Origin of the sequence: Martinezella lusitana (genome assembly GCF_014207095.1) — a bacterium.
Lineage (GTDB): Bacteria > Pseudomonadota > Alphaproteobacteria > Rhizobiales > Rhizobiaceae > Rhizobium > Rhizobium lusitanum_B.
Map to the genome: position 1 here is coordinate 206,572 of NZ_JACHBG010000007.1, position 21,414 is coordinate 227,985.

Consider the following 21,414-nt stretch of genomic DNA (forward strand, 5'->3'; position numbering starts at 1 on the left):
AGAAGCGCTCATAAACGCTCCGTAGCGAAGATGGATTGTGCGCTGTTAATGGGTTTGGAAGCTAGAGCCGGATTTCCCCGCAATTCGCGAAAGACATTCTAATTTTTCGCACTATTTCCGCGGGTATTGCGTTCGATCTGAGGTCGATCGATCACTGCAAGGCCGTTGTCCTTGCAGGCGATATCGCCCAATTACGCGGTCGGGCTAGACTGTTATCAGTCATATCTATAGCGGGACTGTGACAAAGCCAACCTATTTCGCGTCGCATGGCGAAACCGTGATCGCTCGTTGCCGCGTGGGAACGGCAAGAGATAACGCTTATTCATCTCGCTGCTGCGAATGTTCGGCATCCGCAGCGTCGAGGCTCGTGTCAGGCAGATCCGGTGGTCACCGTCGATCAGGCATAAACGGCATCGAACAGGCGCTGGCAGGCCTCCACCAGATTACCAGTCTCCAGCAGGGCGCCTCCGACCAGATACATGATGTCGTTGCCATAGGCCGCACGCATCTCGCCCACTCTGTTCAACGTCATGCCGCCGCCGGGTGCTGGTACGATGGCTTTCAGTCCACCCAGTTCAACGGCGCAAGCACCGGCGATGGATAGGCATTCCTCGCGGGTGAAGCCGAAGCGGCCACCGAAATTCGGATAGATGACGGCATCTGCGCCCATCAGCCGATGAAGGGTTCCGAAGAAAGTGCGATGGGTAAATCCGCAGTCGGGCGAAACCACATTGGCACCCGCAAAGGCTGGATGCGAGATAAGAGGCAGGCTGAAATCCGGATCGGCCGCGAGGGTGCGAATGACATCGTAGCCTGCCAGCGCCGGTGCAATCATGACGCCGCCGGCTCCGGCTTCCTGAGCCTGCATGGCTCGGCCGATGATCGCATTGGCCGGACCAGTGACATTGGGCACGAAGCTCGTTTTTCCGCCGCTCTTGGCGTTGGCTTCGCCGACGGCGTCCACACAGGCCCGCAACCGTTCGCCAAACGGCGACGTCTTCTGATCGACGAGGCCGTGATCATCCTTGACGTAATGCATGCCGCCAAGCGCGAAATCATGGGCCAGACGGGCGAGTTCCTTCGTCGAGAGGCCGACCGGCTTGATCGCCGACATCAGCAAGGGCGTTTCGCCAACGCCAGCGCGGGCACGCAGTCCGGCGATGCCATGCCGTGGGCCTTTGCAGAGATCGAGGATACCGGGCGAAAGACCGATATCCTCCACCTTCAAACCAGGTTTGATGGAGCTGTTGCCGAAGACAATATTGAGAAATTGCGGGAAATCGCCGCCAATATCGTCTTCGGAATAAGAGATGGTTGCAAGGAAGCCCTGTCGCCCATCTCTATCCTTATCGAGCGCCTCCAACCTGCCGAGGATTTCGTCTTCGACATAACCCTTCGGCACGACGTGGCGTGGAATTTCGACCGTCTGTTCGAGCGCGATGTCGAGGGCACGCTTGCGTGCCTCTTCAGCATCCTCCGTCCGGATGAAATAGGTGACGGTAAAGCGCGGGGACATCAGAGTGCCTCGGCTTTCTGCGCGGAATGAACGTGATCGAGACGGACCTCTGCCAGTTCATCTTCCCCAATGGCAAGCGGTTTGCCGAGGAGCTGTTCGATGGCTCCGACCAGCGCGCTGGCATCAAGTCCGTATTTCTTCATCAAATATGGTTTGGAAGCGCCATGCGCAAAGGTATCGTTGAGGCCGAGGCGCTTCAGCTTGATGCCGATGCCTTCTTCGGCCAGGATCTCCGCAACCAGCGAGCCGAGGCCGCCGACGATCGTGTGGTTTTCGAGCGTGACGACGCCTTTCTTGCCGCGAGCGGCCTTCAGCAGGCCATCACGGTCGAATGGCTTCAGCGTTGAGGCGTGCAGGTGATGAACGCCAACCCCGCGCGCCTTGAGCGGCCCGCTCGCGCGCAGTGCTTCCTCTGTGCAAACACCGGAACTGACAACGAGGATGTCGTCGCCTTCGGAGAGCGTGCGCAGCCGGTTGAATTCGAAAGGCGTCGAAAAGAGGCGCGGCACCTCGCCGCGCAGGACGCGGACGTAGACGGGGCCATCAATGGCGTCCGCGACTTCGAGGACGGTTTCGACTTCCGTTGCATCGCCGGTTTCAAGCACGGTCATGTTCGGCACCGCACGCATGACGGCAATGTCTTCGATCGCCTGATGGGTGATGCCGCCCGGCGTCGTAATGCCAGGCAGAAAGCCCATGAGCCGGACCTTGCGGTTGGAATAGGCGATGGAATTGATCAGCTGATCGTAGGGGCGGCGATACAGAAACACCGAGAACGTGTGAAGGAACGGGCGATAGCCCTGCATCGCAAGGCCGCCGGCAAAGGACAGCATATTCTGCTCGGCCATGCCGAGTGTCAGAAACTGCTCCGGATGCCGGTCACGGAAGCCGTCGACCTCGCAGGAGGAGGTGAGATCCGCCGAAAGGCAGAGCACTTCCGGCCGTGCGACCGCAAAGGTTTCGAACGCCTTGGCATAGGGACGGTTGACGATCTCGACCATGTTCAGGTCCTTTCCGCTGCGTTCATGTCGATGCCAAGCTCGGCGGCCAGTGCCGCCTGCATTTCCAGCCGTTCGTCCGCGCTCTTGAAGCGAACATAGTGCAGTCGCGGGAAGCGCTTCTTGAGGAAGTTCATACCCTGATAGGGCGAGGTATTGGCGAGGATCACCAGTGGCTTGCCGGCTTCCGCGCTTTCGGCGGCCTGGCGCATGGCGCCGAGATCGTGACCATCGACCGAGCGGCATGTCACGCCAAAGGCGCCGATGCGCGCGGCAAGATCGCCAAGGTCAAGCACCGAAGACATGGCGCCATCGCATTGCTGGCGGTTGACGTCGACGATGACGCGGATGTTGTCTATCCGGTGATAGGCCATGGCCGCAAGGCATTCCCAGGTCTGGCCCTCTTGGAATTCTCCATCCGACATATAGACCCAGACCTTGCCCGGCTCGCCTTTCTTCTGTCGTGCCCAGGCAACGCCCGACGCCATGGAAAGGCCCTGTGCCAGCGAGCCGGTCGTCACTTCCATGCCGGGGCTGTGTTCGGCGCCGATCATCTCGACCGAGCCGCCATCCTTGTTGAAGTGGTCGAGCGCATGTTCGTCCATCCGCCCCATCTCGATCAGCGCCGAGTAGATCACCAACGCGTAGTGTGCAGGTGAAATGAACAAGCGGTCGAACTCGGGTGCGAACGGACCGTGGTAGCCCGCGCCCGTGAAAGCATCCGGATTGTGGGCCGAAGGCACGCCACGGAAGGGAAGCGGCACTTTCGGAAGCGTCGGTTCGCCGAGCTGCAGGAACTCATTATAGAGAAGGGCCAGGCTCTCGGCGGCCGAACAAGCCTGGCTCAGATAGCCACCATTGTTCTTCATCGTGTGGAAGAAGACGCGACGGCGAATTCCAAGCGCAATATCTTCCGTGGATTTCTGATTGGAGAGGGTCATCGTCTCAGCTCCGTTCGGGGAAAAGGGCCTTCAGACCTTCCGGCGACGGCGTCGCGATGCCGCGTTCCGTTATCAGGCCGGTGATCAGGCGGGCAGGCGTGACGTCGAAGGCGGGATTTGCCGCAGGACTTCCTTCAGGCGAGATGCGAACGCTCGCTATTGAACCATCCCGTGCTTTGCCCTGAACGAAGCTGACTTCGTCCGCGGATCGCTCCTCGATCGGAATTTCCTTGATGCCGTCGTGAACTGTCCAGTCGATGGTCGGTGACGGCAATGCAACGTAGAAGGGCACGCCATTGTCGCGGGCGGCAAGCGCCTTGAGGTAGGTTCCGATCTTGTTGCAGACATCGCCGTTTGCCGTTGTACGATCCGTTCCGACGATGACCATGTCGATATCGCCGTGCTGCATCAGGTGGCCGCCGGCATTGTCGACGATCAGCGTGTGCGGCACGCCATGGCCGTTCATCTCCCAGGCCGTGAGATAGGCGCCCTGGTTGCGCGGGCGGGTTTCGTCGACATAGACGTGGACGGGAATGCCTTCCTCCGTCGCCATATAGATCGGCGCCGTTGCAGTGCCGTAGTCGACCGTCGCAAGCCATCCGGCATTGCAATGGGTAAGGATGCGGACAGGTTCGCCCGCCTTCTTTTTCGCGGCGATCTCGCGGATGACCTTCAAGCCATTCGCGCCGATCGCGCGATTGAGCTGAACATCTTCCTCGGCAATTTCGGCGGCACGCTTGTAGGCGGCTTCGGCGCGTGCGCCTTCCGACAGCGGCCGCAGGTGTTCGCGCATGGCGTTCAGCGCCCAGCGCAGGTTGATGGCGGTCGGGCGGGTTTCGTTGAGCTCTTCCCAGACGGCGTCGAGATGCGCGCTGGAAGGGTCCTTTGCCATGGCGATGGCAACGCCATAAGCGGCCGTGACCCCGATCAACGGCGCGCCGCGCACCCACATGTCACGGATGGCAACGGCAACGTCATCGACTGTCTTCAGCGTGACGACTCTGAATTCATGCGGCAGCCAGCGCTGATCGATAATGTCGACCGAGCGGCCGTCCTCGTTGAGCCAGATCGTATGGTAATGGCGTTCTCCGACTTTCAAGCGAGTGTCTCCTTCTGAAGCCGTTTTGCTGTCGCGCGGACATCTTTGAGGCTATGGATACGATGCCGGTTGACGGCGAGGTGGCGCCCAAGTTTCAGCGCCTTCTTCTCGCAGGCAGCCCGACGGTTGGGATCGGCGATGGTTTCGAAATCGGCATTGTGGGCAAGGCCAAGAATGCGGCGATGCATCTCGATGCCAGCAAAGCCCAGCATTTCGCGATAGATCTCGTCGAGGACGATGTTTAGAGCCTGTTCGGCTCCCATCATGTCACCTTGATCTTCGAAGAGACTGGCCTGGTACAGGATGCCCTTGCGCTCGTTGCGCCAGAGATTGGCGAACTCGGCGCGGAACGTTTCCCAGATGGTTTCGACCGTATCGAGCAAATACGTGCGCATCTCATCGCGCCCCGCATCGTCGCTTTCATGACCGCTTTGCGCGAAATAGCTCATCCAGAAATTGGCGAGCAGCATGCCGACGTCGAAACTGATTGGACCGTAAAAGGCAAATTCCGGATCAATGACGCGCGTTTCGTCATCTGTGACCATCACCGAGCCGGTATGAAGGTCGCCATGGCAAAGCGTCTCTGCCTTGGCGGAGAAGAGATGCTTCAACCGCTGTGCTTCCACCTTGAGGTCTCGATCGCCACGCAATTCTGCAACGATCGGATCAAGTTGCGGCGAGGTATGCCGGTTGAGCGTCGCTTCGAAATAGGGATCGGAAAAGACGAGATTCTCTGTGATGTCGCAGAGCTCGACATTATCGGCGAAGAGCGCCACGTCTGCCTTCTTGTCGCGCGTGACCATGGAGAAATCGGAACCGCGAAAGAGGGTGCGTGCGCAAAAAAGCCCGAGGTCGCGACCGATCTTTGGAAGGATGTGCCCATCGATCAATGCCCGTCGCAAGATGACATGCGGGGTCAGAAATTCCATGACGATGATGGCCTGGGCGGCGTCGAAGAAAAAGATTTCCGGCACCATGCCAGGATCGCGCTGGGATTGGCGTATCAGGGCATGATATTCGAAAAACGAGCGCTTCAGAGGAAGCGGCCAGCTTTCGCCAACAAGTCGCACATAAGGCAGCGCCTGTTTGACAATGGCGGCTCCCTTTTCTCCGGTGACAATAAAAACGAGATTGAGATTGCCGTCGCCGACTTCCTTGACCGCCCATCGCGTGGAATCGTCGCCGATTTTTTCCCTAAGAATGGCGTTGCCGCCAAGTCGGCCCGGCAATGTCTCGACGCTGAGCGCCGCAAAGACTTGGGTGTCCATTATGCTCTCCTCCTGCGCATGTCGCGGCCTCCACCGTGTTTCGACATGCCGTCATGGGCACAACTAAGTCGGCATTCTGTCAAATGTCAATGGCCTTGACATTTGATTAAAAGCTATCCTAACCTGCTGTCATTGGGAGGAGAGAATGAGCGAACATGCAGTGTTTCGCATCGAAGGTGTACGCAAGTCCTTTGGTGCGGTGGCGGTGCTCCAAGGGGTGCATCTCGACCTCAAGGGCGGTGCCGTCACAGCCTTGATGGGTGCCAATGGCGCCGGAAAATCGACGCTCGTGCGCATCTTGAGCGGCGTTTATCCGCGCGATGCCGGCACGATCACTCTTTCGGGTGCGCCGTTCGAGCCCTCGACGCCCGCGGAGGCGATCCGGGCTGGCGTCGTGACGGTGCATCAAAACATCAATGACGGCGTTGTCGCCGATCTCGATGTGGCGACCAATCTGACGCTCGACCGGTTGAACGGGCGTGGTGCACGGCTGTTCTTCAATCCACGCCGGGTTCGGCGCGAGGCTGCGCTTGTCGCCTCGCGCATGGGCCTGACCATCGATCTCAAATCCAGCATCAACGACTTGAGCCTTGCCGATCGCCAGATGGTGGCGATTGCGCGCGCCATGGCGCATGAGCCAAAGGTCCTGATCCTCGACGAACCGACCTCGTCGCTGTCGAGCGCCGAGGCCGACCGCCTGTTCGATCTTGTCGATCGCCTGAAGGCGCGGAGCGTCGCCATTCTTTATATTTCGCACCGCATGTCAGATATACGCCGTCTCGCAGACAGTATCGTGTCGTTGCGCGACGGCCGTATTACCGGCCATTTCGAAGGGCCTGATCTCGATTATGAAGGTGCCGTCAACGCAATGCTGGGCCGAAAGGTCTCTGCCGATGCCGTCTCGGTACGCGAGGCAAGCGTTCCCGTCTTTCGAGCACAGGGCCTGAAACTTTCCGAGCATTCGCGACCGTTCGATCTTGAGCTTGGCGATGGAGAGATTGTTGCCGTGACCGGCCTTGTCGGGGTTGGGAAGTCTGCGCTTGCCGAAGTGTTGGCCGGAGCCCGCATGCCGGCGTCAGGCCAAATGACGCTCGATGGCGCGCGTTACGTGCCGAAGACGACCGGACAGGCAATCGCAAGCGGCGTTTTCCTTGTCGCCAAGGATCGTGGGATCAGCGGCATCGTGCCGGATTTCAATATTTACGAGAATATCAGCCTACCGTTTCTGCGTCGTCTATCCCGCCTCGGCGTTTCGAACCGTGCAAGCGAAAGGGCGAGGGCGCGTCAGCAGATCTCCGCGCTTGGTGTGGTGTGCCGCAATGAGCGGGACGAGATGCACACGCTGTCGGGCGGCAACCAGCAGAAGGTCATGGTCGGCCGCTGGCTTTCTGAGCCGTCGCGGCTTCTTGTTCTCGATGAGCCGTTTCAGGGCGTCGACATCGTCGCCAGACGCGATATCGGCAATAAGCTTCGCTCCTCGGCCAATGGGCGGGCCACCATCCTATTTCTCACCGAACTCGACGAGGCCTTCGAAGTGGCCGACCGCATTCTTGTGATGTCGGAGCAGACGATCGTCGGTGAGCATCGCAATTCCGGCATTGATGTCGAGCGCCTGCTGTCTGAGATCGCAGGTCAATCCTCTCAACAGGTCAGCGCAATATGAGCAGTGAACAGAGCAAATCCGCAGGCGCGGTTCCCTTGTCCCAACCGAGCGTGAGTGTCAGGGATCTGGCGATAAAATATGGTTTCCTTGTGCTGCTTTTCGGCATGATCATCTATTTTTCGCTGGTTACCGGCGGCTTTGCCTCGCCGCAGAGCGCGGTCTTCATCCTGCAGTCGGTGTCGATCACCGGGATCCTTGCCCTCGGTGTTACCGCAACGCTGGTGGTCGGTGGTTTCGACCTCTCGATCGGGTCGGTCGCCACGAGCGCGATGATGGCGTCGTCATACGTGATGGTTGTCATGGGTGGCGATGCTGTTACGGCAACGCTCGTCTGCCTTGCCGTCGGCGTGCTGGTCGGGCTCATCAATGGCATCATCATCGTCTACATGCGTGTGCCGGATCTCCTTGCGACACTCGGCATGATGTTCCTTCTGCTGGGGCTGCAGCGAATTCCGACAGAGGGCCGCTCTATCGCCACCGGGATGACGCTGCCGGATGGCTCTGTCGCTAGCGGCACTTTCAGCCCGGGCTTTCTGGCTCTTGGGCGCCATCGCTTCGATTTCATCCTGCCCAATCTCGTCCCGGTTTCGGTCGTGGTGCTGATCGTGCTGGCGATCCTGATCTGGTTCTTTCTCGAATATACCCGGTTCGGACGCATGATGTATGCCGTAGGCTCGAATGAACGCGCGGCCGGCCTCGCCGGTGCACCGGTCAATGCCTACAAGATTTCCGCTTACATCATCTCGGGCATCTTCGCCTCGATCGGCGGCATTCTGCTCGCAGCCCGTCTTGGCCGCGGCGATATTGCCTCGGGTAACAACCTCTTGCTCGATGCTGTCGCAGCCGCATTGATCGGTTTTGCGGTGCTTGGCGCAGCCAAGCCCAATGCCTTGGGGACGGCCATCGGCGCCCTATTCGTCGGCATCCTGCTGCAGGGGCTGACCATGATGAATGTGCCTTACTACACCCAGGATTTCGTCAAGGGCGCGGTTCTCGTCGTCGCTCTGATTTTCACCTTTGCATTCTCAAAGAGGAGCAAACGCTAAGGGCGCATGTCCTTGGCGGATAATCATAATCTTACCGGAGGAGGAGACTGATATGAAGATGACACGCAGAACGCTGGGCGCCTTGGCGCTTGGCCTGATGGGAGCAGCAGCCTTTGGTGCGCCATCCTTTGCCGCCGATATGCCCAAGCCGTTCGATAAGCCGGGCAATGTGAAGATTGCGCTGGTGCGCTATCTGTCGACCGGTGATTTTTTCCAGTCCTACCTGGCCGGCGTCGAAGCACAGGCCAAGGCACTAGGCGTTCAGTTGCAGGTATTCGACAGCCGTCAGGATGCGGCGGTACAGGCCGATATGGTCGATCAGGCCATCGCGCTTGGCGTCCAGGGGATCATCATCCAGCACGGCCTGACGGAATCGATGAAGGATGCCGCTAAACGCGCCGTTGACGCGGGCATCAAGGTCGTAGCCTTTGACGTCAACGTCGAGAACCCGAAGATCCCACAGGTCGAACAGTCAGACCGTGACCTTGCGCGCCTGGCGCTCGAACAGGCCATCAAGGACAATGGCCAGAGCTTCAAGGCCGGCTACGTCTATGTCGCCGGTATCGCGCCGCTCGATCGACGCGACGAGACCTGGAAGGAGTTCAAGAAGAAATATGCTGGCATCAAGGAAGCGGCCCAGTTCGGCACAATGGACAATCCGATCGCCAACTCGGTCGCAAACCAGGCTCGTTCGGTGGTCTCGGCAAATCCGGATATTACCGTGATGTTCGCTCCCTATGACGAATTCGCCAAGGGCGTGAAGATCGCCGTCGATGAAGCCGGTCTCTCGTCCAACGTGAAGATCTATTCTGCCGATATTTCGACGCCCGACATCGCTGCGATGCGTGAGTCCGGGTCCGCGTGGGCGGCGACTGCGGCAACGAACCCGGCCGTTGTTGGCCAGGTCTCCGTTCGTGCTCTTGCCATGCTGCTGGCCGGCCAGGATCCGGGCCACCAGGTCGTCGTTCCGCCGACGCTCATCACCCAGAAGGATCTGAATACGCAGGATATCAAGAACATGGAGGAACTCGGCGCGAAGCTTCCACAGTTCGCGCATGCGGATGTCGCCATGCCGGCATGGATGCCGAAGGCTGCCGCCAAGTAATCAAATTCTTTCCCAACGACTGGCGGTGCTTCGGCACCGCCTTTTTTGTCTGTGTTTCACGGTCTAGCCGTGTGCGCAGGCAAACAATGCCCCGGTTGGGGCAGTTTTTCTTTTGGATTTCACCTCAGCGAAGCGCAAGCCTGTTAGGCTTTGCCGCCCGAAGAGTATCCTTCCTAATGGAGAATATTGACAATATTTGCTACGCTTCCCGCAATAGCTGGGTAGCGAAGGTGCAAGCAATGGCATCAGACAGCATCCACGTGAAGGTCAAAGGGCCTCTGCAGGACCACCTTCAACAGCAGATCGGCGAGGACGGTCTTTATGAAAACGCGAGTGAATACATTCGCGCGCTTATTCGCCGTGACCTCCAAACCAGGGATGAGGCCTGGGAAGCCCTGTGCTGAGAACTATCGCCGGCATTGTGGGCGTACGATAGCGAATTTGTCGCGGTCTCGGCTGATGATGTCATCCAGCGGAACGAGACCCGCTAAACATGGCGGCTTATCGTTTTTACCCGCATGCGGATGCTGCACACGATGAGATCTGGCGTGATACGGTCGAAAAGTGGCGTGAAGCGCAAGCCGTCACCTGTATTCGGGGGCTCCACACTCATTTGCAGCTTCTGACGAAAGACCGGGACCTCTGGCGCAGGCGTCCGCAGAGACTGGCCGTTCCAGCCGACGTCAAGCGCGAGGCCTATTTCAGCCGGTATGAGCATCATTATGTTTTCTTCCGTACCCTGAATAACGACGACCTTGGCGTCATGAGCATTCTGCACGAGCGCATGGACATGGCGGTGCGGCTTAAAGAAGATCTGGTAGCATTGGAAAGTAGGAAACCGACCAATTAGTCGGTAGCGAGCCGAGCGATCATCACCAGCCTCTCTTAAACGGCATCAACGGATGCCTGCCTTGGTTCGGAATGCACCAAGGCAGGCATGATGGCACGCTTCTGCGATTTAAGGAAAAGCAGAAGCGCTCAAGGTCCTTCAGTGCGGACATGCCTTAGCGAAGCGCAGCGGCGATATTGCCGCCATCAACCGTCGTCACATCTGCCGTTGTTCTTTCCGCCAGGGCGTGGTGAACGAAGGCGCGGGCGACGTCGTCTGCCGTCACTTCGAGGCCAAGAAGATTCCCGCCCATATATTCCGAAACGGAAAGGCCGCGCGCGGCCGCACGATTGGCGATCATCTCATCGTTGAGTAGGCCAGATCGGATGCGGTCGGCATTGACGGCGTTGACCCTGATACGGTCGGCACCATGCTCCAGCGCATATTGTCGGGACAGGAAGAGCGTTGCCGCTTTCGGAAGGCCATAGGCGCCGAATTTGGCACCGGGATTGACCGCTTGCTTTGACGCGTTGAAGAGGAGCGCGCCGCCGGTCTTCTGCGCTTTCATGATGCGTACGGCGTTTTGCGCGACGCTCTGATGGGCGAAGAAGTTCAGCTCAAAACTCTTGCGCAGCAAAGCGTCGTCCATCGTGGCGATCGGACTTTCCCAGGCGGCGCCGGCGTTGGAGACGACAATGTCGACACCGCCGAATGTGGCAACGGCGGCATCGAAGGCGCCGCGAACCGAGGTCGGGTCGGTTATGTCGCATGCAAGACCGATCGAGCTGTTGCCAACGGATTTAGCGACTGCCTGCGCCCTTTCACCATCGAGGTCGACGACGACGGCGTGAGCGCCTTCCACTACGAATGCCTTGACGATGGCGGCACCGATGGCGCCGGCACCACCCGTCACCAGCACGACCTGGCCGGTGAACGGTTTTGGCTTGGCGCCGGCGAGCTTTGCCTGCTCCAGCGACCAATATTCAAGGTCGAAGAGATCCGGCCTGCTGACTGGTTCGAAGCGGCCGACCGATTCCGCATCGCGCGCCGCCTCGATCCACATTTCTCCGACATCAACGGCGATCATCGCATCCTTGTGGGTTCGGCCGTGGCCATAAATGCCGAGACCCGGAACCAGGGTCAGGCGCGGCATCGGATCGAGCATGGTGCGCTTGACATCGTCGCGGGCATCGTTGCTGCGGAAATACTCGGTATAGTCGGCGACAAAGGCGGCGACGCGCTCATCGATCACGCCACGATAGGTCCCTAGATTTTCCTTGGTCGGTGCCGGCAGCACCATCGGGCCGGTCTTGATGCGGATGGAAAGATCCGGCGTGGAAACGCCACGTGCCGCCATATCAGTGACTTCGGCTGAATTCACGAAGTCGAGGATATCAGGCGAGGTGCGGAATACGCTGATCATGCGGTCGAAGCGACCTTCGCTTTTATCGACTGCAACGGCACCGCGCAGCATGGATGCGATATCGCCCGGACCTGCGAGATCTGCAGGCAGGGCGGCTGCCGTGAACGGATGGCGGCCATTCCGCTTCACATGGTCTTCCGCCAGTGACACGTAATGGATCATCCGGTCATAGGCTTCTTTTGCCGTCGCGCCGAACGTGAAGATGCCGTGCTTGTCGAGGATCAAGCCCTCGACCGTTGGATCCTGCTCGAAGACTTCCGCCGCGGCCTTGGCGAGCGCAAATCCCGGCATGATATAAGGCACAAAACCCATCTTTCTACCGAACAGCTCGGTGCTCATCTCCCTGCTTTTAGCCTGGTCGGCTATGGCAAGGATGGCGGTCGAATGGGTGTGATCGACGAATTTGTGCGGAAGGAAGGCGTGCAGCAGCGCCTCCACGGAGGGATTTGGTGCCAGGGGATCGATGAGATTGGCGCGCAACAATGTCACCATGTCTTCGTCCGACAGCTTCGCGAGCTTGCGGCTCTTCAAAAGCGGCTCGATCCGAACGGCGGGCAGGCCCGGCGGCTCAATGACACCCATGTCCCAGCCGCTGCCCTTGACGCAGAGGACCGCATGGGTATCGCCGACGAGATCTGTCATCTCCGTCTTCACGGAAGTGTTGCCACCCCCATGCAAGACCAGCCGGGGCTCGCCGCCCAAGAGTCGTGTCGTATAGGTGCGCAATGCAAGATCGCGAGTGACACCCTTGGCCTGATAATCGGCCACGACTTTTTCCGCGACATCGTCGCGCCACAGATTTTCCATGTCAGTTTGCCTCCCAATGAAACGGCCCCTTCCGGATCGGCGGGCCATGTGACAGGCTCAGGGCTTGCCCGAGCTGTTCCTGTCGAGCCCCTCTGTCTGCCAACGATCCAGGAGCCGTCGCGCCATCGATGCGGTGACGACGAGATGCGAGGCAAAGCCGCCTTTCAGCGCGGCAAGCAGGGGGTCGAATTTGCTATCTTCCTGCACGACGAGCATGCGCTTCTTGATCGCCCGGATAGAGGCTAGGTCCGCCGACATGCAGCGCCGATTATGGGCGCAATCCATCCACTGGCCGTCGTGGTCGATGAGTTGTCCGGCGATGACGCCTGCCGCGCCCTGATCGCCCATCGCATGCATTTCCTCCGCCGAAAGAGCGCCGCACTTGACGAGGTGGCTGTCTTCCTCGATGCCGCCCACCGAATAAAGCGCGAGCTGGCAATCGGCAATCGTAGCGAGCTGTTCGCGAATGACCGGCTCGGATCGCAGCTCTTCTGCAAGCCGCTCCGAGGAGAGAACAAGGGGCGCATAGAGGTTGATGCCCTCGGCATTGAGGCGCCGGGCGATTTCCGTCGTGCATTGGTCGGGACGATAGGAATAGGGGGCGCCAAGATTGCCACAGAGCTGAACGACGGTAACGCCGCGCAGGTCGGCGAAAGGCATGACGTCGGCGATATGATAGACGGTTCGCCCCCAGGCAACGCCGATCCGGTCGCCCTTATTGATAAGCTCGAGGAAGACGGAGGCTGCCACAACCGGCATTTCGGCAGCCGGATCCATAGCCTGCCGGTCTTCCGGCACGATCCAGACCGCCGTCAGGCCTATTGCATCTTCCAGCTCTCGCGCGAGAACATCGTCGGAGAAGAGTTCCGAAGAGGTGGTGATCGTGACGATCCCCATTTCGCGCGCCCTGCGCAGATACATCGCAATCGACGCGCGCGAAATCTCCAGGCGCTGGGCAACCTCGTCCTGGCGCATACCGTGGTTATAGTACAGCCAGGCGGCCTTGTGGATAATTTGGTCATTGGAGCGGATCGGCATGCTGCTCTCTCAGAAATCATGGATACTGACATAATTCATCATAGCTGACAAAAGTCAATCCACCGATCTGATATGACAGCAGTCCGCATCTTGCAAGGCGGCGGATCAGGCACGCCATTCAAGGCACGAGCTGGCGCACCATGACGAGGCGCCTGTCCGATCGCTAAACAGCAATCAAGGGCGTGTTCCGGTCTTGATGCCAATGAGATCTATTGTAGCGTGGTCTCATGCGGCTTTGCCGCAAGGATCGGCAATTGTGCTTCCAAGCCAAGCTGCATCGCCGCGACGGGGCGATGATTGCGCAGCCTGTCGGCCCTGCGGGTCAGCAGCTCCTCATTGATGATGGCCTGCATGCCGGCAATGAACCGATGCCGACTGAATTGTTCAGCATGTGCGAGAAGCGTCGCGGGATGAAACTGATGCTCGATGGCCTCGAATTCATGCACGGCATCGATGAGCGCATCAGCGGATTGCTGTTCGAACAGAACACCGCTTACTCCCGGAATGACGGTTTCCAATGCCCCGCCGCGCCCATAGGCAATGACGGGCCGGCCGCTCGCCATCGCCTCGACCGGAACGATGCCGAAATCTTCTTCGCCTGGAAAGACCAATGCGCGGCAACGCGCAAGCTTCTCCTTCAGCACCGCGAAGGATGTATGTCCAAGGAAAGTGATGGAAGGGCCGGCGTTGCGCTTCAACTCCTCCAGTTGCCGGCCTTCGCCGATGACCACGAGGTTGCGCTTCATCCTGGTAAACGCCTCTATCGCGAGGTCGACCCGCTTATAGGAAACCAGCTGACCGGCGCAGAGATAGAAGTCTTCCGTCGATGATGCCGGGGTGAAATCATCGACATTGACGGGCGGATAGACGACGGCCGCCGGCCGCCGATAGTATTTGCCGATGCGATCGCAAACGTGATGGGAGTTGGCGACGAAGCGATCGACGCGCAGGCTGGTGCTGACGTCCCAGGAGCGCAGCAAAGGCGCCAGCATCGGCATCATGAGCCGCGAGCCGAGGCCAGCATGGGATCGGTAGAAATGATAGTGGTCCCAAAGATAGCGCATGGGCGAATGGCAGTAGCAGACATGCGTTGCCTGCGGCGGTGGAATAATGCCCTTGGCCGGGCCGGACTCACTGGAAATGATGAGATCGTAATCCGTGAGGTCGAAGCTTTCCAGCGCAAATGGCATCAGGGGGAGAAGCGATTGATAGGCCCGGACCGCGCCTGGAATGCGCTGCAGGAACGATGTGATAATCTTGTGTTTTCGTATCTTGTCCGAGAGCCTGCTTTCATCGCAGACAAGAGTGAATATATCGGCATCCGGATACATATCGCAGAGCGCCTCGACGACTTTTTCTCCACCCCGCATCGCCACCAGCCAATAATGTACGATCGCCACGCGCATTTTCGTCCCTCCGTCGGCCGAAACCACATTGGGCAGGCAGCAACTTTTGCGACAGGGCCTATATCGGTTCAGCGAAGCATCCAAATGGGCGAAGGTAGTATCCAAAAGATTTAGCCGGTGGTTGTAGCCTCTACACAAGGATATGGCCTCTCGACCAAGAGGGGGCAGGATTGTCCAGCTCCCTGTCAGAAGTGATAAGGCCTGTTGCTGCGGCAGGGGATTTACCTCTGCGTGTCCTGCTGCTGATCTCGTTACCTGTGCCTTCGACTGAGCGGTGGCACGAGCAATATGCAAGCGAGAGTTCAGCCCATGTCCAGAGTTTCCGCTTTGATTCGTCGTTCGGCGTCCGGCTCGCACAGGGTCATGGCGCCCTGGCTGCTTGCAATGATCCTCTCCGGGGCAAGCTCCTATGGAATCGCGAACGCTGCAGCCAGCGACATCTACCAGGTCGGGCCACAAGCCAGGCTGAAGATTGCCATCGTCGAGTGGATCAGCGGCACCGGCGAATATAAGGAGTGGACCGCCTTGAACGGTGAATACCTCGTCTCGCAATCCGGTTCGATCTCCATTCCAATGATCGGCCAAATGCAGGTCGGCGACAAGACAGTCGAGGAGATCAGCGCCGACATCGGCGTGAAATTGAAGCAGATCACCGGTTTGGCGGTGGCTCCGACGGCGTCGGTTGAAGTCGTCAAGTATCCGATGATCTATGTGTCGGGTGCAGTCGAAAAGCCAAGCGAGCTAGAATTCAGGCCTGGCCTGACCGTCAAGCAGGCGATGGCAATGGCAGGCGGGCGCGAGCGCCGCTCCAGTCAGACGGGCGACTATACGGAAGCACAGCAGATCAGCTACGCAGGTGAGATCAGTCGGATGGAGCTGCAGCTGAAGCAGCTGAGCGCTCGGCAGGCCCGCCTGCTCGCCGAACTCGACGATCAACCGGCAATCACCTTCCCGCCGGAGATCAAGGCTGCCCCCCAGGGCTCGGCGGTCTGGCAAATCACGAAGAGCGAAGTCGATCTCTTCAACGCAAGGGCCGACGCCTTGCGCCAACAACTGGCCGCCGCTGCCGATCTGGAGGCGCTGTTGCACAATGAAATCAATATCCTCGATGAAAAAATGTCCTCGCAGGATGAACAGGTGAAGATCGCGCAGGACGAATTGAGCGACATTTCCAAACTGGTCGACACGAAAATCCTGACGACATCGCGCAAGACCTCCCTGGAGCGGATCGTCGCCGAAATGCAGGCGGGCAAACTGGATCTCGTCGTCGCCTCGATGCAGGCAAAGCAGAAGCTGAGCGAGACCGAACGCGATGCGCTCAATCTCAAGGGCCAGCGAAAAACCGAAGCGGGCCAACAGTTGCAGGTTACCGAGAGCGAAATCGAGGATACCAAGCTCAAGCGCAACACGACGCTGCAGCTTTTACAGATCTCCGGCGCGTCACTGTCAAGAAGCCAGAGCATGAAGGCGCTCGATCTTCAGCCGCTGGAATATTGGATCACCCGAAAGGGCGATCAGGCCGATGCCGTCAAGGTCACCGAGGCAACCGAGCTGCAGCCCGGAGACGTGTTGGATGTACGCTATAACATTTCCGGAAGTCTGGACGGCACGACGGTTTCGTCTGTCGACGTTGGACAATCCCAATAGTGCTACGCAAATGATGATGGGGCGACAGTCATGGTAGTTCACGAGATCGGCAAAGGTTTTTCCGGCACTCCATCGGAGGCCAACGGTGCCGGAAATGGCGAATTTATTTCGTTTCGCGACGTTTGGCGCTTTCTGCAGCGGCACTGGCTGATCTTTGCATTGTTTACGGGAGTAGGGCTGGGGATCGGCGGCATATATATGGCGACGACCCAACCGATCTATCTTGCAAGCACACGCCTCGTCATGGACCCTGATCAGGGGCGTATTGTTTCCCAGGATGCATTCACCGGGACTGTCATCATCGAAGCCGCCGAAATCGCGAGCCAGGTTGAGATCGTCAAGTCCGAGGCGATCGCGCGTGCCGTCGTGCAGAAACTGAACCTGACAGAAGACCCGGAAATCACAGGCGGCGTGTCATGGCAGGCCATGCTGCACGACAAGTTGCGCGGCATTTTCAGCTTTTTCAAGCGAGGCGACGATGGCAGTGCCAAAACGGAGGTCTCTGAGGACGACATCATGCGCCGGACCATGGCCTCCTTTCTGTCACGGGTAGAGGTCAATCGCGTTGGCCAGTCCTACATCCTCGAGATTGGCTACAGTTCAGTCGATCCGCAGAAGGCGGCCATCGCAGCCAACGCCATTGCCGAGGCCTATATCAGCACCGGCCTTTCGGAGCGGGCGTCGGCGGCACAAAGCGGCGCCAATTGGCTGGAAACGCGCTTGATCGAAGTTGGACGACAGGCGCGCGAGGCGGCCATGAGCGTCGAGGAATTCCGCGCCAAGAACGGTATCATGGAGATCAGTACCTCCTCGTCCCTCGATCAGCAGCAATTGTCCGAGATCAGCAGCCAGGCCGTCGCGGCCAAGGCGCAGACAGCCGCCGAAACAGCCAAGCTTGCAACCCTCAATCAACTGATGGCTGGGGGTAGGGTCGAGGGTGACGTCGATGAGACGATGAACAACCCGCGCATACAGAAACTTCAGGAGGACCTGGGGGCTGCCACGGCCAAGCTGAACAGCCTTACCAGCAGATACGATGCCGATAATCCTGCCATCCTTGCCGCACAGCAGGAAATCGACCGGGTAAAGGCGGACATGCGCAAGGAGTTTGAGCGCATTCAGGCCGTCTATAAGGCAAATCTGGAGGTCGCCCAAACGCGAGAAAAGCTCTTGAGCGACGAGGTAGCCTCGCTGAAGGACGCCGGAACGGATAAGAACCTGGCGAAAGTCGAGCTGTCGGAAATGGAGAGCAGGGCGACCACATATCGCCGGATGTATGAGAGCATTCTGCAGCAGCTTATCGGCGCGCTGCAAAAGGAATCCTTCCCGCTCGGAAGCGTCCGCGTGGTGACGGCGGCAGCCATACCCTTGGCAAAGACATGGCCGAAATCCTCCTTCGTCCTGCCGTTCTCGGCGATGCTTGGCCTTGCCGCTGGCGTCATGGCCGCGCTGCTGCGGGATGGCCTCGATCGGCGGGTCAGCTCCAGCGAAAAGCTGCGGCGGGAACTGGGTATCACTTCGCTCGGCCATGTTCCCGTCTATGCAAGCCCCTCATTCCTGCCGGGAAGCCTGGCAACGGCCAACTCGAGCTGGCGACGAACAATGCTGCCGCTGAGGTCCGTGCTCGATACGCCATACTCGCAATTTTCCGAAGCGTTGCGCGGCGTCAAGCACTCGATCGATTCCGCCTTTCCACCTAACGCGCCTATGGTGATCGGCATCACATCCGTCGGCACCGGTGAGGGTAAGACCACCATTGCGACCAATCTCGCGCAACTTTACCAGCATGAAGGTGCCTCGGTCGTCTTGATCGATGCCGATTTCCTAAACGCGAGATTGAGCTGCGTCGTCACGGAATCCGGGACGGAATTCGGCATGGAGGCCTTGAGTATCAACGAGGTCCCGCGGCGTTATTCCGTTGCCCACGAAGCCGGTGTGCTGGTTGCCAAGGCCGATCATCAGCCGGAAGCGGAACTCATGCATGCCCCTGGAAGCGTGCCGGTGGTAACGGTCGACGAGACCGAGAAGTCGGTCGCAGCCTCCCAACGCTACGGCCATCTTCCGGCGCTCAAGGCCGAGATCGATTTGCTGCGGCGGCAATATAAGGTCGTTATCGTCGACATGTCCGCGTTTGAGGATTCCGCCGATACGCGTGTGATCTGCACTTACCTTGAGGGCATCGTCGTTGTCGTCGGCCAGACGAACAAGATGACCGTGGAAAGATTGTCCGACGCACTGGCAAGCTTCGGCACCACTACGATCAACATCCTCGGCATCATCGCTAATCGCAGCTATGAAAGACGGCAGAACCGCCACTCGCGTCCCTGGCGTCGCAAGCCGCAGGAGCGCCAGCTGCGTGCGTCCGCAAGGCGGCTGACAGGCCAGGTTTCGGGGCGCCCCTTGAAGATTACCGTTGGCATTGCGAGCGCGGGACGTCGCGATATCCTGTCGTCCATTCTCCCGCACATCGCCAATCAAACTCGCAAGCCCGACGAGATCGTCGTCTGTCTATCATCGCCCGAGGATATCGATCCCAGCTGCCTGCGAAATCTCGACTTTCCGGTACGCGTGCTTATTTGCGAACGTGGGCTGTGCCGCCAGCGCAATCGTATTCTCGACAGCATACAGGATGCTGACATCGTCCTTTTTCTCGATGACGATTTCCTGATGACGTCAACTTACATCGAAGAGGCGGAGCGGCTGTTTCAGCTTCAGCCGGATGTGGCGATATGCACCGGCACGGTTCTGGCCGACGGCGTCACCGGACCGGGCATTTCCGTTCGTGACGGTCTGCGTTTGGTGGAGGGCAAGCGCCGTCGTCGATCCGAGCCAACCTTGCAGTTCCGCCAGGTCTATAACGCCTATGGCTGCAACATGGCGATCCGAATGGCTATCGTCAAAGCCGCCGGCTTGCGCTTCGACGAGAACCTGCCGTTCTATGGCTGGCTCGAGGATGTCGATTTCAGCAGGCTCGTTTCCCATTATGGTCAGGTCGTCAGCGTCAAGCATCTCGAAGGCGTTCATCTTGGCACGAAGGGCGGCCGATCAAGTGGTATCCGTCTGGGCTATTCGCAGGTTGCAAACCCGCTCTATCTGATGCGCAAGCGTACCATGAGTGTGCGGCAAGCGACGATGCAGATCGGTCGCAATCTCACAGCCAATCTCATCAAGGTCTGGCGGCCGGAGCCCTGGGTTGATCGCAAGGGGCGCCTCAGAGGCAATTTCATTGCATTGCGCGATCTTCTCAAAGGCAGATTGGCACCCCAGAACATCGAAGCATTGGAATAGTTCAGTGGCAAACCCATCCGGCATCGATCGCGTCGTCGTCATCAACGATCGTTCTGCGCGGGTGGGCGGAGCGTCCAACCTGGCAATCCTGTCAGCCAGGCTGCTCCAGGACGCGGGTGTCGCCGTCACCTTCTTCGCCGGCGATGTCGCCGGTGCCGATCAGCCGGTGCCTGATACCATCAATCTCGCCGCGCGACCGCTGATGCAGCAGCCTCGCCTCAGCGCACTGACAAGCGGTCTCTACAACAGCCATGCGCATGATGGCCTTAATGCCGTCATTTCGCGCGTCGATACGCCGGGTACGATCTATCACCTTCATGGCTGGTCGAAGATCCTGTCTCCCTCGATTTTTCGCGCCCTATGGCCTGTTCGTTCGCGTGTCGTCTTGCACGCGCATGACTATTTTCTGTCCTGCCCGAACGGGGGATTCGCCAACTATCGCAGAAATCAGGTTTGCCCTTTGACGCCTATGTCGATGAGCTGCCTGACGACCAACTGCGACAAGCGCGGCTATCACGAGAAACTCTGGCGGTCGGTCAGGCATCTCATGCGGGAGCGCTACTATCCCATTCAAGAGGTTGCCGCCAATATCATCGTCGTGCATCAGCGCATGCGCGACTACTTCCTGCGCGGGCAGGTCCAGCTCGCCAATATCGAGACGATCCGCAATCCGGTTGAGCCTTTCCTCGATCGAGCGGCAGATCCGTGGAAAAAGCGCAATTTCTTCTTTGTCGGGCGGTTGGAGCCGGAGAAGGGATTTGAGGACGCAGCGATTGCAGCGCGGCTTGCCGGCGCGAAACTGCATGTCATCGGCGATGGTGCCGGTCGGATACGCCTGGAGCGAGACTTCCCGGAGGTTGTCATCCATGGATGGAAATCCAAGGACGAGATGCGGGACATTCTGTGCGATGCCCGTGCGCTGATCGTTTCGTCGCGCGTGCCCGAGCCGTTCGGCCTGGCTGCGCTCGAGGCGGTGACAAGCGGTATTCCAGTGATCTTGCCGGATGCGGCGCTCCTCGGTGAGGAACTGGCAGCTATGGGATGCGGATTGACGTTCCAAAGCGGCAAGGTCGAGACGCTTGCCAGCGGAATTCGCCGCCTTGCCTCCGATGACATGCTACTCCGTTTGATGAGTGTGAATTGCCTCCGACGGTCCAGCGAAATGGCCCATACGCCCGCATCATGGCTCGAAGCATTGCTGGCGCTGTACGGCCGCGTTCTCGACCGTGCAAATAGTGCCGGTACGAGCTCGAAATCGACCGTGCCCGGCGTTTTTCAACCTCCCATCGGCTGATCGATGAGACCGGATGAGGCTTGTGGTTAGCTCTGTGCCCGGCCCC

Annotated in this window: 15 protein-coding genes and 1 pseudogene; 8 read left to right on the forward strand and 8 right to left on the reverse strand. The window is 59.1% G+C overall.

Annotation, left to right across the window (positions count from 1 at the left end):
* Positions 1-397: 397 nt before the first annotated feature.
* Genes GGD46_RS17170 through mtnK form a run of 5 tightly spaced genes read right to left on the reverse strand, consistent with a single transcriptional unit; the run spans position 398 to position 5,822 of the window.
* Positions 398-1,516, reverse strand: a complete 1,119-nt coding sequence (locus GGD46_RS17170; RefSeq protein ID WP_184705991.1) for a RuBisCO large subunit C-terminal-like domain-containing protein — start codon at positions 1,514-1,516, stop codon at positions 398-400.
* Entirely contained in the window at positions 1,516-2,517 is a 1,002-nt protein-coding gene (locus GGD46_RS17175; protein WP_184705993.1) for a transketolase family protein, read from the reverse strand. Before GGD46_RS17175 ends, GGD46_RS17170 begins: the two co-directional genes overlap by 1 nt.
* A 2-nt stretch (positions 2,518-2,519) precedes the next feature.
* On the reverse strand, positions 2,520-3,455 hold the full coding sequence (locus tag GGD46_RS17180) for a transketolase (protein WP_184705995.1): 936 nt from the start codon (positions 3,453-3,455) through the stop codon (positions 2,520-2,522).
* Positions 3,456-3,459: 4 nt separating this feature from the next.
* On the reverse strand, positions 3,460-4,554 hold the full coding sequence (mtnA, locus tag GGD46_RS17185) for an S-methyl-5-thioribose-1-phosphate isomerase (protein WP_184705997.1): 1,095 nt from the start codon (positions 4,552-4,554) through the stop codon (positions 3,460-3,462).
* Positions 4,551-5,822, reverse strand: coding sequence for an S-methyl-5-thioribose kinase (gene mtnK / locus GGD46_RS17190; RefSeq protein WP_184705999.1), 1,272 nt, complete (start codon positions 5,820-5,822; stop codon positions 4,551-4,553). The genes mtnA and mtnK overlap by 4 nt, the downstream gene beginning before the upstream one ends.
* A gap of 145 nt (positions 5,823-5,967) precedes the next feature.
* On the opposite strand from mtnK, the gene GGD46_RS17195 reads away from it, so the two are divergent.
* The 5 genes and pseudogenes from GGD46_RS17195 to GGD46_RS17215 all read left to right on the forward strand — a co-directional run bounded on the left by GGD46_RS17195 (position 5,968) and on the right by GGD46_RS17215 (position 10,486).
* Entirely contained in the window at positions 5,968-7,485 is a 1,518-nt protein-coding gene (locus GGD46_RS17195) for a sugar ABC transporter ATP-binding protein (protein ID WP_184706001.1), read from the forward strand.
* Entirely contained in the window at positions 7,482-8,531 is a 1,050-nt protein-coding gene (locus GGD46_RS17200; protein ID WP_184706003.1) for an ABC transporter permease, read from the forward strand. The genes GGD46_RS17195 and GGD46_RS17200 overlap by 4 nt, the downstream gene beginning before the upstream one ends.
* Before the next feature lie 52 nt (positions 8,532-8,583).
* The gene (locus GGD46_RS17205) at positions 8,584-9,636 is read left to right on the forward strand and encodes a substrate-binding domain-containing protein (protein WP_184706005.1); all 1,053 of its coding nucleotides are present in this window, start codon (positions 8,584-8,586) and stop codon (positions 9,634-9,636) included.
* Between the two features lie 239 nt (positions 9,637-9,875).
* Positions 9,876-10,127: pseudogene (locus GGD46_RS17210) on the forward strand (type II toxin-antitoxin system ParD family antitoxin).
* A 2-nt stretch (positions 10,128-10,129) separates the two neighbouring features.
* Complete coding sequence (locus tag GGD46_RS17215; protein ID WP_184706007.1) at positions 10,130-10,486, forward strand: type II toxin-antitoxin system RelE/ParE family toxin; 357 nt, start codon at positions 10,130-10,132, stop codon at positions 10,484-10,486.
* A 154-nt stretch (positions 10,487-10,640) separates the two neighbouring features.
* Here GGD46_RS17215 and GGD46_RS17220 read toward each other — a convergent pair whose 3' ends face one another.
* The 3 genes from GGD46_RS17220 to GGD46_RS17230 all read right to left on the reverse strand — a co-directional run bounded on the left by GGD46_RS17220 (position 10,641) and on the right by GGD46_RS17230 (position 15,139).
* A complete protein-coding gene (locus GGD46_RS17220) occupies positions 10,641-12,695 on the reverse strand; it encodes a bifunctional aldolase/short-chain dehydrogenase (RefSeq protein ID WP_184706009.1) in 2,055 nt (684 codons plus the stop codon).
* A 57-nt stretch (positions 12,696-12,752) separates the two neighbouring features.
* Positions 12,753-13,733: a sugar-binding transcriptional regulator gene (locus GGD46_RS17225; RefSeq protein ID WP_184706011.1), complete on the reverse strand. Its 981-nt coding sequence runs from the start codon at positions 13,731-13,733 to the stop codon at positions 12,753-12,755.
* Between the two features lie 209 nt (positions 13,734-13,942).
* A complete protein-coding gene (locus tag GGD46_RS17230; RefSeq protein WP_184706013.1) occupies positions 13,943-15,139 on the reverse strand; it encodes a glycosyltransferase in 1,197 nt (398 codons plus the stop codon).
* Positions 15,140-15,448: 309 nt separating this feature from the next.
* On the opposite strand from GGD46_RS17230, the gene GGD46_RS17235 reads away from it, so the two are divergent.
* Genes GGD46_RS17235 through GGD46_RS34410 form a run of 3 tightly spaced genes read left to right on the forward strand, consistent with a single transcriptional unit; the run spans position 15,449 to position 21,368 of the window.
* The gene (locus tag GGD46_RS17235; protein ID WP_184706015.1) at positions 15,449-16,786 is read left to right on the forward strand and encodes a polysaccharide biosynthesis/export family protein; all 1,338 of its coding nucleotides are present in this window, start codon (positions 15,449-15,451) and stop codon (positions 16,784-16,786) included.
* 30 nt (positions 16,787-16,816) lie between these two features.
* Entirely contained in the window at positions 16,817-20,074 is a 3,258-nt protein-coding gene (locus tag GGD46_RS17240) for a glycosyltransferase (protein ID WP_184706017.1), read from the forward strand.
* A 4-nt stretch (positions 20,075-20,078) separates the two neighbouring features.
* Positions 20,079-21,368 (forward strand): glycosyltransferase family 4 protein, encoded by a 1,290-nt coding sequence (locus GGD46_RS34410; protein WP_313206308.1) that lies wholly within the window; start codon positions 20,079-20,081, stop codon positions 21,366-21,368.
* The last annotated feature ends 46 nt before the right edge of the window (positions 21,369-21,414 follow it).

Coding starts and splice junctions, on each gene's coding strand:
- GGD46_RS17170 (WP_184705991.1), bottom strand. CDS start 1,516: ATGTCCCCGCGCTTTACCGTCACCTATTTCATCCGGACGGAGGATGCT.
- GGD46_RS17175 (WP_184705993.1), bottom strand. CDS start 2,517: ATGGTCGAGATCGTCAACCGTCCCTATGCCAAGGCGTTCGAAACCTTT.
- GGD46_RS17180 (WP_184705995.1), bottom strand. CDS start 3,455: ATGACCCTCTCCAATCAGAAATCCACGGAAGATATTGCGCTTGGAATT.
- mtnK (WP_184705999.1), bottom strand. CDS start 5,822: ATGGACACCCAAGTCTTTGCGGCGCTCAGCGTCGAGACATTGCCGGGC.
- GGD46_RS17195 (WP_184706001.1), top strand. CDS start 5,968: ATGAGCGAACATGCAGTGTTTCGCATCGAAGGTGTACGCAAGTCCTTT.
- GGD46_RS17200 (WP_184706003.1), top strand. CDS start 7,482: ATGAGCAGTGAACAGAGCAAATCCGCAGGCGCGGTTCCCTTGTCCCAA.
- GGD46_RS17205 (WP_184706005.1), top strand. CDS start 8,584: ATGAAGATGACACGCAGAACGCTGGGCGCCTTGGCGCTTGGCCTGATG.
- GGD46_RS17215 (WP_184706007.1), top strand. CDS start 10,130: ATGGCGGCTTATCGTTTTTACCCGCATGCGGATGCTGCACACGATGAG.
- GGD46_RS17220 (WP_184706009.1), bottom strand. CDS start 12,695: ATGGAAAATCTGTGGCGCGACGATGTCGCGGAAAAAGTCGTGGCCGAT.
- GGD46_RS17225 (WP_184706011.1), bottom strand. CDS start 13,733: ATGCCGATCCGCTCCAATGACCAAATTATCCACAAGGCCGCCTGGCTG.
- GGD46_RS17230 (WP_184706013.1), bottom strand. CDS start 15,139: ATGCGCGTGGCGATCGTACATTATTGGCTGGTGGCGATGCGGGGTGGA.
- GGD46_RS17235 (WP_184706015.1), top strand. CDS start 15,449: ATGTCCAGAGTTTCCGCTTTGATTCGTCGTTCGGCGTCCGGCTCGCAC.
- GGD46_RS17240 (WP_184706017.1), top strand. CDS start 16,817: ATGGTAGTTCACGAGATCGGCAAAGGTTTTTCCGGCACTCCATCGGAG.